The sequence below is a fragment of the Paenalicyclobacillus cellulosilyticus genome (assembly GCF_014647315.1).
Lineage (GTDB): Bacteria > Bacillota > Bacilli > Alicyclobacillales > Alicyclobacillaceae > Alicyclobacillus_J > Alicyclobacillus_J cellulosilyticus.
The window spans coordinates 1-11,273 of the sequence record NZ_BMOY01000005.1 but is presented as its reverse complement, the minus strand read 5'-3'; the positions used below and the strand labels follow the sequence as shown (position 1 = coordinate 11,273).

The window sequence follows — 11,273 nt, the reverse complement described above, 5'->3', positions numbered from 1 at the left end:
CTTGCGCACCAACCGGGAAAACCTATGAAATACAATCTCCAAACCCGATAGGATTCAATCTTCGGCCTACTAGATAGTCTGTTTCAAACCAATGAAATCCTGTTTCATTTGTCGTACACGAAGCATTGCACCACGCGTGAAATACTAGTATACTAGATTGCGATCGTATTCTGTCCGTTGTGGAGGCATGCACCATGAACCAAGATGGCAACATCCCGTCGCTGGCGGCCGCGTATGCTGCGTATTTCCCGATTGGCGCCGCCGTTTCACCCGAGGTCATACGTTCCCACCGCGATGTGCTGACGCGCCACTTCTCCAGCGTCACGGCAGAAAACCACATGAAGTTCGCGCTCGTGCACCCGGAGCCGGACCGCTACGATTTCGCCGCGGCGGACGACATCGTGGCGTTCGCACAAGCCAACCACATGAAGGTGCGGGGACACACCTTGGTCTGGCACAACCAGACACCGTCCTGGGTGTTCGAAGGTTCGGACGGGTCCCCCGTGAAACCGGCGGATTTACGCGCCCGGATGCGCGAACACATTCACACGGTCATGTCCCGGTACCGCGGGCGCGTCTACTGCTGGGACGTGGTGAATGAAGCGGTGGCCGACAGCGGCGAGGCATGGTTGCGTGATTCGAAGTGGCACGCCATCCTCGGGCCCGACTATCTGCGGGACGCGTATATCTTCGCGCACGAGGCGGATCCGGACGCCTTGTTGTTCTACAACGATTATAACGAATGCGAGGAAGAAAAGCGCGAGAAGATCTACCGGCTGGTCCGCGATCTGCGGGCGCAGGATGTCCCTGTGCACGGCATCGGGATGCAGGGACACTGGGGTCTCGTGCGTCCCGCTGCCGACGACATCCGCCGCACCATCGAACGCTTCGCCAGCCTGGGCGTGCAGATCCAAATCACGGAACTCGACATCACGCTCTACGACTGGCAGGACCGGCGCACCGACCTGCGCACCCCGCCGCCGGAATGGCTGGAGCGCCAGGCGGAACGGTATGGCGAGATCTTCGCCATCTTCCGCGAATACAAAGACGTCATCACCGGCGTGACGCTGTGGGGCGTGGCGGACGACTGGACGTGGCGGGACGACTTCCCGGTCCGTGGCCGCAAGGATTGGCCGCTGTTGTTCGACACGGCGCACCAGCCGAAAGCTGCATTTTGGCGCGCGCTTCCCTAAAATGGAACGCATGACTCCAATCGCCTCGCGCGGTGGATGGAACGGCACGTGTAAGTAGAGCGACGGGGAGCGCGATGGTCATGAGTTTAGCAGAAAAAGCGTACGACTTCATCCGGGAGTTGATCATTTCCCTGCAATTGCTGCCAGGGCAGATGATCTACGAACCGGAACTGGCGGAGCGCCTGCAGATGAGCCGGACTCCGGTGCGGGAGGCCATCAAGCTGTTGCACCGGGAAGGGCTGGTGGAAGTCCTGCCGCAGCGCGGCCTGCGCGTGGCGAAAATCTCGGAGACCAAGGTGGAAGAGACCCGGTTTGTCCGCGAGAGCCTGGAGGTGAGCGCCTTCCGCCTCGTCGCCCGCCGATGGGACCGAAACCATCCGGTCTGCCAGATGGTCGAGAGCGAGATTGCGGAGATTTTGCGCCGTCAGGCGGCTGCGGTGGAAGCCGGGGACGAGGCGTTGTTCCTGCGACTGGATGAGGACTTTCACAACCAGTTTCTTCAGTTCGCCGAAAACCAGACCCTCATTCAGATCATCGCCGAGATGCGCAGCCACCTGAACCGCGTGCGCTACCTCACCCTGAAGGCGCTCGGGAAAAGCCAACCGGTGCTCGACGACCACCACCGCATTTTTGCTGCCGTCATCTCGGGGGACGAAGCGCGTACCGAGCAGGTCTTGCGTGAGCATCTCGGCAAATTGGGCGCAGAGCTCCCGCTTTTGAAACGGCAGTTTCCGGATTATTTCCTGCCTTAGATCCCTTGCGGACGGGCGGGGGACATCGACCACTGGAGGGTTGTCCGATGCGCATCACCGATATACGCGCCACCACCGTCGCCGTGCCTTTGTACGGTCAACTCCGTCACAGCAACGGCGCGCACTGGGGCCGGTTCATCCGCACGATTGTCGAGGTCGAGACGGACGAAGGACTCGTCGGCCTCGGCGAGTTGGGGGGCGGCGGGGAGAGCGCGGAAGCGGCCGTCACCGCGCTCAAGTCGTATCTCCTCGGCCACGATCCGTTCCAACTCGAGGCGATGCGCTTCAAGATCTGCAATCCGACCGCGAGCCTGTACAACAACCGGACGCAGATCCATGCCGCCCTCGAATTCGCGTGCCTGGACATCATCGGCCAGTACTTGAACGTGCCGGTCTACCAACTGCTCGGCGGGAAGTTGCGCGACCGCGTGCCCTTTGCCAGCTACCTGTTTTTCCGATTGCCCGACAACGCGGGGGCGGATGAGATCCGCACCGTGGATCAGCTCATCGCCTATACCCGTGCACTGAAAGCGGAGTGCGGTTTCACCACCCACAAGCTCAAAGGCGGAGTCTTTCCGCCGAAATACGAGCTGGAATGCTACCAGGCGCTGGCAGCCGAGTTTCCGACAGACCGGCTGCGCTACGACCCGAACGGCGTCCTCTCCGTCGAGGAAGCGCTTCACTTCGGCCGCGCCATCCTCGGCCTCAACAACGACTACTTCGAGGATCCTGTGTGGGGGATGAACGGCCTGCGCCGCCTGCGCAGCCTCTTGCCCATCCCCATCGCCACCAATACCGTGGTCGTCAACTTTGAACAGTTGGCCGCCAATGTCCTCAACCCGGCCGTGGACGTCATCCTGCTCGACACCACGTTCTGGGGCGGCATCCGGCCGTGCGTCAAAGCGGCCGGCGTCTGCGAAACGTTCCAGCTCGGCGTGGCGGTGCACTCGTCCGGCGAACTCGGCATTCAACTGGCGACCATGCTCCATCTCGGCGCCGTACTGCCGAACCTCACGTTCGCGGCGGACGCCCACTACCACCACCTGCGGGACGACATCATCGCCGGCGGCAAGATGAAGTACGAAGGTGGCGCCATCCGCGTGCCGGAGGGCCCCGGTTTGGGCGTGAAGCTCGACCGGGACAAGGTGGCCGTCTACCACGAAGCATATTTGCGGGACGGCGGCTATCCGTACGACCGCGATCCCGCCCGACCGCACTGGTTCGCCCTGGTACCGAACCAAGACTGGGCCGACCCTGACGTGGCCGCCTCGGGTGCGGCGGCCGAAGCTGCGTCAAGCCGCGCCGCAGCATCCGCACCATCCGGCCCGTCCGCGCCTGTGCAGGCGGAACGCCCGAACCCCGAAGCGGAAGGAGACGAAGTCCATGCGCCTTCAAGGTAAAATCGCCCTCGTCACCGGCGGCGGCCGCGGCATCGGCGCCGCCATCGCCCGCGGGTTTGCGGCGGAGGGGGCCCGCGTCGCCGTCCTGGCGCGGACGGAGGCGGAACTCTTGGCCCGCGCGCGCCGCATCCAGGAGGAGACCGGCGCCGAAGTCCTGCCCATCGTCGGCGACGTCAGCCGTGAGGACGACGCCATCGCGGCCATCGCAAAGGTGGTACAGCATTTCGGCGGGATCGACATCCTGGTCAACTGCGCGGGTGTCTCGATCGCGGCCGACAGCCACCAATTGACGGACGACGATTGGGACCGCTGCCTCCGGATCAACCTGTACGGCACGTTCTACTTCTGCAAGCACGCCGGCGCCCGGATGATTCAGCAAGGCCGCGGCGGCAGCATCATCAACATCACCTCCATTACCGCCCACGCCGCCATCCCGCGCCGGGCGGCGTACGCGGCCAGCAAGGGCGGCGTGATGCAGTTGACGCAAAACCTGGCGGTGGAATGGGCCCGGCACGGCATCCGCGTCAACAACATCACGCCTGGGTTCATTTGGACCGAAATCTTCGATCAGTACGTCAAGCGCGGCGTCCACCAGCCGGAGAAGCTGGAGGCGCGCATCCCGCTTGGCCGGCTCGGCAAGCCGGAAGACTTGGTCGGCCCCGCCTTGTTTCTCGCCAGCGAGGACAGCCGGTATGTGACCGGGACGACGCTGGTCGTGGACGGCGGCTGGCTCGCCAACGGGTACATTTAACTGCAGGAGGTCGGCCATGCCATGTCCGAGACACCCGGTCTGCATCCGTCACGTACCCCGGCCGACGACGCTGCGCGTCAAGCGGCCGCCGATCCATGCTGGTTGCGGTTCATCCCGCCAAGCCGCGGCGATCTCACGCGCCTGTTCGCGCGGCTGACTGCTGTCCACGTCGCCGGCCCGCTGCACCCGCTGCTCGCGACCGCCCGTGCGGAACTGCGGCAGGGGCTATCTTCCCTCACGGGGAGGACGGTCACAGAAGCCGCGGACTGGCGGGCAGCCGGTGTCATTGTCGCCACGCGCGCGGCCGCCTTGCGCGCCCCGTGGGCGACGCTGCTCCCGGCGGCACGCCTGGCTGAACTTGGGCGGGAAGGATTTCTCCTCCATGTGATGGAGACGCCGGATGACCGATCTCCCCAAGGCGCAGCACCCGCCATCTTCGTCGTCGGCGGCGATGAGGCCGGCGTGCTGTACGGGGTCTTTCACCTGTTGCGCGGGCTGACGCTGGGGACGCCGCTTTCTGGTTTGGCCGCGTGCGAACATCCGGTCAACCCCCTGCGCATGCTCAACCACTGGGACAACGCCGACGGATCGGTGGAGCGCGGCTACGCGGGCCGTTCCATCTTCTTCCGCGAGGGGCGCGTCCTCGCCGACAACCCGCGTATCCGCGCGTACGCGCGGCTGCTCGCCTCCGTCGGCATCAACGCGGTGGCGCTGAACAACGTCAACGTCCACGCCACGGAAACGCGGTTCATCACGGAAGAATACCTGCCCGACCTGGCTCGGATCGCGGACGTGTTCCGCGCGTACGGCATCCGCGTGTTCCTGTCCGTGAACTTCGCCAGTCCCATCGAGGTGGGCGGCCTGCCGACCGCCGACCCGCTCCATCCGGACGTCGCCCGGTGGTGGCGGGAGACCGCTCGCACCATCTACCAGTACATCCCCGACTTCGGCGGCTTTCTCGTCAAGGCCGACTCCGAGTTCCGGCCCGGGCCGTTCACCTACGGGCGCGATCACGCCCAGGGCGCCAACATGCTGGCGGATGCGCTCGCGCCGTTCGGCGGCATCGTCATCTGGCGCTGCTTCGTCTACAACTGCCTGCAGGACTGGCGGGATCGCAAGACGGACCGCGCCCGGGCGGCGTACGACCACTTTGTGCCGCTCGACGGCATGTTCCGCGACAACGTCATCCTCCAGATTAAGAACGGGCCGATGGACTTTCAAGTCCGGGAACCGGTGTCGCCCCTGTTCGGCGGTCTCACCCGCACCAACCAAATGCTGGAACTGCAGATCACGCAGGAGTACACGGGCCAGCAGCGCCACCTGTGTTACCTCGTCCCGCAGTGGCAGGAGGTCGTGGCGTTTGACACGTACGCACGAGGTCCCGGATCGACGGTGGCCCGCATCGCCTCCGGCGAGCTCTTCCGGCGGCCGCAGGGCGGCGTCGCCGGGGTGAGCAACGTCGGCGACGACGTGTTCTGGACGGGGCATGTCCTGGCCCAGGCCAACCTGTACGGCTTCGGGCGGTTGGCCTGGAATCCGGAGCTATCGGCTGCAGCCATCGCCGAGGAATGGGTGCGGCTGACCTTCGGGGACGATCCGCTCGTCGTGACGACCATCACCGAGATGCTGATGGCTTCATGGTCCATCTACGAGAGTTACACGGCGCCCTTGGGCGTGGGGTGGATGGTCAACCCGGGCCACCACTACGGGCCCAACCCGGACGGCTATGAGTACTCCAAGTGGGGGACGTACCACTACGCCGACCACCAGGGCGTCGGCGTCGATCGCACACGCAGGACGGGCACCGGCTACACCGGCCAGTACCATCCGCCCCACTGCGATGTGTACGAGTCGCTGGCGACGTGTCCGGACGAGCTGCTGTTGTTCTTCCATCACGTGCCGTACACCCATCGCCTCCACTCCGGCAAGACGGTCATCCAACACATCTACGACAGCCATTTCGAAGGCGCCGAGCGTGCCGAGTGGCTCAAACAGCGGTGGGAATCCCTCGCCCGGCGGATCGACGACGTGCGGTACCATGTCGTCCTGGAGCGGCTCACGGAACAAGCGGAACACGCCAAAGAGTGGCGAGACGTCATCAACACGTATTTCTACCGGAAATCCGGCATCCCGGACGAACACGGGCGGCTCATTCACCCGTAAGCCCGCAGGGTTGCGCCCCATCCAGCCCGTCTCGCTCCCCTGACCGGCGAGACCCCGGCCGTGCAGGCCCGGCTGGCCACCGCAGCGCACACAGAACGGGCCTCCCCCTCGCGGCAAGCGAGCGGGGAGGCCCGTTGGCGTGGGCGGCGTGGATCACGCCTGCACGAAGTCCCAAAAGTTATCCCGGAACAAACGCCGCACGTCCCGCTCGATGTCGGCGTCCTCCACGGCCCAGCCGCGCCGGACGAGCGCGCCGTACTTGTCGGTGAGGACCCGCGCCACCACGTCGCGCGCCCGCTGCCACTTGTAGATGAGGTGCTCGAGCACGCGGGCGTCCGAGTGCTGCGGGATAAAGGTGGGTCCCAACAACTCCAGGCGCAGCCGTGTGATCTCTTCCACCAAGGTGTCGGTGTTCACAAACCACCAGCAGCCGAACGGCATCAGGTTGTGGAACTTGCGCGCCGTCACGACCAGCTCATGCTGGTTTTCCCTGGCGAGCATGGTGATGAGGAACTTGTTGTCCGGGTTGTCCGCGCACAGCCGCTCCACCGGGCGCAACGAGGCCTGCGTCACGCTGTCGCCCGCCAGGCGCAAGTCCGGATTCACGCGCCGCCTGGCGCCAATCATGAGCGAGAGCGGCAGCTTGTGCCGCCGGCATACCGGGAGCAGCACCTTGTCCAGCAGTTGCCCGCGCACCCCATCGTCCGGGTAGACCAGGTCGTCTGCTGCCGAGAACGCGACGTACACCGGCTGCGTCCGCTCCACCCACGATTCGAGCCACCGTTCAAGCTCCGCGAACGTCCGCCCGGACAAATCCGGCGCCACGTCGAAGCCCTGCGCCTGCAGGTCCTGGCACGCATCCGCGAACTGATTCACCAACGTATCCAGGCGCAGCGAGGCGCGGAATTTCGGATCGATCTCGACGCCCTGCGCCCAGTAGGCCCGCTCGGCGCGATCGAACGGGTCGTTCGTCATCACCACCAGGTCCACGCCCGCCAGTTGGAATACCTTGTCGATGTAAGCGGCCGTCGGGGTGTCGGACAGCACCGCGCGCAGGTCATGGAGGGTGAAACGGCCGGGCTGCATCCCGAACGCCTGCGCGATCTCAATCACCCCGGAAGCCGCCTCGCTGAGCGGGGTGGATTGCTCAAACAGCGCGCGCCAGACGACCTCCGCCTGCTCCCGCTTGGACATCCCCCAAAACACGTCGTACGGCAAGCGGTGCACGCGAAAACTCTCGGAGATGAGGTAGTGGAAGCACATCAATTCGTCCGCCCCGCACAAAAGCAGTTCCTTGAGCGCCGGGGCATAGAGATGGGTATGCATGTCCACGACCGGTGTCGCATCGACAATGCGCCGCACCCGCTGCGCCAAAGCTTCTTGCGCCAATGCTTCTTGTGTCCCCGCCTGGGTCACCGTGCCTTCCCTCCCCGGGTCTCGATGCGGACGGCCTCGGCCTGCGCCCGCAGGCACACCTCCGCCGCCTTGAATGCGTGTTCCTGGGTCATCGCCGTCTCCGTACGCTCCAGGACGTCCCGGATGAGACGCCCGAAGTACGGATAGCCGACCTTGCCGCGCACGTCGATGAGAAACTCTCCCTCGCCGTTGACCAGGTAGACCTTGTCGCCCTCCGGATCCCGCGCGACATCGATGTATTTACGCAGTTCGATGTATCCTTTCGTGCCGAGGATGAAGGTGCGGCCGTCGCCCCACGTCCCGAGGCCGTCCGGCGTGAACCAGTCGACGCGGAAGTAGCCGGAGACCCCGTTGTCGCAGAGGATGCTGGCGTCGCCGAAGTCCTGGAAGTCCGGGTACTCCGGGTGGGCGTAGTTGCCGACGCGGCTGGCGAGCACCTTGGCGTCCTTGGCCCCGGCGTAGTAGAGGATCTGCTCCACCTGGTGGCTGCCGATGTCGCAGAGGATGCCGCCGAACTTGGCGGGATCGAAAAACCAGGCCGGGCGGCTCTGCGGGCTCATGCGGTGCGGACCCATCCCCATCACCTGCACCACCTCGCCGATGGCCCCGTCCGCAATGAGGTCACCGGCGTGGACCGCGCTTTCCACATGCAGCCGCTCGCTGTAGTAGACGGCGTACTTGCGGCCGGTCTCCGCCACCACCCGTTTCGCTTCCTCCAATTGCGCCAAGGTGGTCAGCGGCGGCTTGTCGGTGAAGTAGTCCTTGCCGTGGCGCATCACCCGGACGCCGAGCGGTTCCCGGTCCACCGGGACGCACGCCGAAGCCACCAGATGCACCTCTTTGTCCTGCAGCACCTCCTGTTCCGAGCGGGCCGCGCGCACGCCGGGATACCGTTCCAGGAAGCGCTCCACCTTGGCGGGGTCTGGATCGTACACCCATTTGAGCTGCCCGCCCGCCTCGAGCAGGCCGTTGCACATCCCGTAAATGTGGCCGTGGTCGAGGCCGATGGCGGCGAACACAAACTCGCCCGGCTCGCACACCGGGGCCGGTTTGCCCTGCGGTGCGTAGTTCATGCCGTCTTGTCTCGACACCCTCGCGTCCCTCCGCTTCGTCGGATTGGCTCCGATCCCGCCTTGGCCACGGGACCGGATGCGAATGGCTGCGCAGTCCCGCCAGCCGGCGCGCGCCACGTCCGCAGACGATGGCTCGTCCACAGGAAGCGTCTCTGCCGCAGACCATGCCACGTCCGCAGACGGCTTCACGTCGTGATGACGTTGTCCGCGAACCCGGTGACGGTGCGCTTCTTTTCAAAGAATTTCGGCGCTCGTTGCAATAACCCTTCTTTGGTATAGAACGGATCGCCCGGCAAAAGCGGCAACGACACCGTCTCGCGCAGCGTGGCGGACTTGTAGATGGAAACAATCAGCTCCAACGTCCGCCGCCCGGCGTGACCGTCGATGAGCACCGGACGACCCGTCTCCAGGGCGGTGAGCACGTCGTCAATCTGACCGGTGTGTCCTTCGTAGCGCACGTCCGGCAGTTGGTCGTAGAACGCTTGCATGGCTTGCTCCGCCGCCTCGTCGCGGATGGGGAAGCCGTTCTCGCGCGGCCTGGAGGCGTACAGCTTCCACGGCATGGACACTCTGGCCCGCTCGCCCTGGAAGATGACCTGCTGATCCTCGCCGTGGTGCACCACCGAGCTGGTGATCTGGGCGAGGCACCGGTCCGGGTACCGCAGGACCGCAATGGAGAGGTCTTCGACCTCCGCGTTGTCGTGGGCGACGTTGGCCATCACCGCCGTCACCTCGCTCGGCGACCCCAACATCCACAGCAGCATGTCGATGTGGTGGACGGCGTGGTTCAAGGTGCAGCCGCCACCCTCGCTTTCCCACGTCCCGCGCCACCACAGGTCGTAGTACATGTAGCCGCGCCACCAGTGGGAATCAACCTGAGCGTGCACGATGCGCCCGGCGAGGCCGGCCTCCAACACCTGTTTCAGCTTCATCACCGGTGTGCGAAACCGGTTTTGAGCCACGACGGAGAGCACCTTGCCGCTCTCCGCAGCGGCGCGGATCATCTCGTCGCACTCCGCGAGGGAAGCGGCCATCGGCTTCTCGACGAGGACGTGCTTCCCGGCGCGCAGACAGTCGATGGCAATCTGCGCATGGGTCGAGGGCGGCGTGCAGACGGACACGAGATGGATGCCGGGATCGTCGAGGATGGCGCGATAGTCCGCGAGCGCCCGGGCCGCAAGGCCAAACTTGGCGATAACGGCTTCTGCCTTCTCTGGATAGATGTCGACGACCGCCCGGATCTGGCAGCGCTGAGGAAACGCCAGATACCCTTGTACATGGCTCGGGCAGATGGCACCTGCGCCGATGATGGCGACGTTCAACACGAAAGGTCCCTCCTGTCGCGGTCCATGGCAATACGGCGGGCAACGGGTAACCCGTTGCCCGCCGGCCGATGGTTCTCTTTCCTCCTGTATGTGCTACCATGATTCGCAGAGGGGCCTGGATGCGGCGTAACCACCCGGAGCCTGCCGCATCGTGCACATCCGTGGTGCGAGCGTATCTTCTGTGTGCTGGCCCCTCATTTCTTGTGCTGCGCCTTCCAGGCCTGCTCGTACTCCTTCGCAATCTGGTCGCCGCCCTGGGCCTCCCACTGCGCAATCTTTTGCCGCCACTGGCCGATGGTGATCTTACCCATGATGTATTGCGTGTCGGCGTCTGTGATGATTTGGTTGAGTTGCGCACCCTTTGTCTGGTAAGTCGGCGAGACGAGTGTCAGCGTCGGATCCTGGACGGCATACTTATTGTTCAACGCAACAACCTGATTCGTCTGTTGTTCAATCGGCGTCAACTTTGCCGGCGTGGCGAAGTGCGTCGGATCCACCACGCAGAGCGGCCACCGGTACGGGAAGCCGACCTCATCGTCGTAATCCGCATTCGGATTGCGGATCACCACGCCATTTTTGATGGTGTAATGCTTTCCTTGGATGCCGTATGCCAACAGATTGGCCATGGGCTTGTCGCATAACTTCTCAAAGAAGCTGAGGATCTGCTTCAGCTGTTGAACCGTCTTTACCGAAGACTTCGGGAAGAGCAAGATGCCGTTGTAGCCAGGGCCTGAGGCAATACGATAACCTTTTGGTCCTTGCAGAACCCCGACCACGCCCTCTTGCCATTTCGGATTCGTCTGCTGCAGCCGCTGCAAATAGGTCAACGCGGTGTTCGAGGTGTTTGTAATGGCGCCCGCCTTGCCGCTCGTGAAGTTCCCTTCCCAGTCAGGGCGCTGGATCACGGCAAAATCTTGGTTGATCAATCCTTCCGTATACAGCTTACGGACAAAATTCAATGCCTGGACATACTGCGGCGTCAAAACATCTTTGACAAAGTTGCCGTTTTTAATCTCCCAGTTGTTCGGGCCGCCAAACTCCACGCACCAATACGGCACAGGGTCCGAACTGCCGATGTTCGTGCTGACCGACAGTCCGAACGTATCCTTTTTCCCGTCTCCGTCCGGGTGTTAAAGTCTCAAGTAGTGGTGTAAAATCCGTCGTCCACATTTGACGACGAAGCCACCGTGCGTGTCTACT

At 64.1% G+C, this 11,273-nt stretch carries 9 protein-coding genes; 5 read left to right on the top strand and 4 right to left on the bottom strand.

Annotated features, from left to right (window positions below; all coding sequences use genetic code 11):
• The first annotated feature begins 194 nt into the window (after positions 1 to 194).
• From IEX97_RS02540 to IEX97_RS02520, 5 genes are all read left to right on the top strand, one after another.
• The gene (locus IEX97_RS02540; RefSeq protein WP_188880953.1) at positions 195 to 1,193 is read left to right on the top strand and encodes an endo-1,4-beta-xylanase; all 999 of its coding nucleotides are present in this window, start codon (positions 195 to 197) and stop codon (positions 1,191 to 1,193) included.
• An 80-nt stretch (positions 1,194 to 1,273) separates the two neighbouring features.
• Entirely contained in the window at positions 1,274 to 1,945 is a 672-nt protein-coding gene (locus IEX97_RS02535) for a GntR family transcriptional regulator (RefSeq protein WP_229776287.1), read from the top strand.
• 47 nt (positions 1,946 to 1,992) lie between these two features.
• Positions 1,993 to 3,345, top strand: a complete 1,353-nt coding sequence (locus tag IEX97_RS02530; protein WP_188880951.1) for an enolase C-terminal domain-like protein — start codon at positions 1,993 to 1,995, stop codon at positions 3,343 to 3,345.
• Positions 3,329 to 4,096, top strand: a complete 768-nt coding sequence (locus IEX97_RS02525; RefSeq protein WP_188880950.1) for an SDR family NAD(P)-dependent oxidoreductase — start codon at positions 3,329 to 3,331, stop codon at positions 4,094 to 4,096. Before IEX97_RS02530 ends, IEX97_RS02525 begins: the two co-directional genes overlap by 17 nt.
• 21 nt (positions 4,097 to 4,117) lie before the next feature.
• On the top strand, positions 4,118 to 6,259 hold the full coding sequence (locus IEX97_RS02520) for an alpha-glucuronidase family glycosyl hydrolase (protein WP_188880949.1): 2,142 nt from the start codon (positions 4,118 to 4,120) through the stop codon (positions 6,257 to 6,259).
• Between the two features lie 153 nt (positions 6,260 to 6,412).
• Here the strand turns inward: IEX97_RS02520 and IEX97_RS02515 are convergent, their stop codons facing one another.
• From IEX97_RS02515 to IEX97_RS02500, 4 genes are all read right to left on the bottom strand, one after another.
• Positions 6,413 to 7,675 (bottom strand): glucuronate isomerase, encoded by a 1,263-nt coding sequence (locus IEX97_RS02515; protein WP_229776286.1) that lies wholly within the window; start codon positions 7,673 to 7,675, stop codon positions 6,413 to 6,415.
• Positions 7,672 to 8,766, bottom strand: coding sequence for a Gfo/Idh/MocA family protein (locus tag IEX97_RS02510; RefSeq protein ID WP_188880948.1), 1,095 nt, complete (start codon positions 8,764 to 8,766; stop codon positions 7,672 to 7,674). The genes IEX97_RS02515 and IEX97_RS02510 overlap by 4 nt, the downstream gene beginning before the upstream one ends.
• Before the next feature lie 167 nt (positions 8,767 to 8,933).
• A complete protein-coding gene (locus IEX97_RS02505) occupies positions 8,934 to 10,073 on the bottom strand; it encodes a Gfo/Idh/MocA family protein (protein ID WP_188880947.1) in 1,140 nt (379 codons plus the stop codon).
• 194 nt (positions 10,074 to 10,267) lie between these two features.
• Entirely contained in the window at positions 10,268 to 11,116 is an 849-nt protein-coding gene (locus IEX97_RS02500; RefSeq protein ID WP_188880946.1) for a type 2 periplasmic-binding domain-containing protein, read from the bottom strand.
• Positions 11,117 to 11,273: the final 157 nt, after the last annotated feature.

Coding starts and splice junctions, on each gene's coding strand:
- IEX97_RS02535 (WP_229776287.1), top strand. CDS start 1,274: ATGAGTTTAGCAGAAAAAGCGTACGACTTCATCCGGGAGTTGATCATT.
- IEX97_RS02530 (WP_188880951.1), top strand. CDS start 1,993: ATGCGCATCACCGATATACGCGCCACCACCGTCGCCGTGCCTTTGTAC.
- IEX97_RS02540 (WP_188880953.1), top strand. CDS start 195: ATGAACCAAGATGGCAACATCCCGTCGCTGGCGGCCGCGTATGCTGCG.
- IEX97_RS02520 (WP_188880949.1), top strand. CDS start 4,118: ATGTCCGAGACACCCGGTCTGCATCCGTCACGTACCCCGGCCGACGAC.
- IEX97_RS02525 (WP_188880950.1), top strand. CDS start 3,329: ATGCGCCTTCAAGGTAAAATCGCCCTCGTCACCGGCGGCGGCCGCGGC.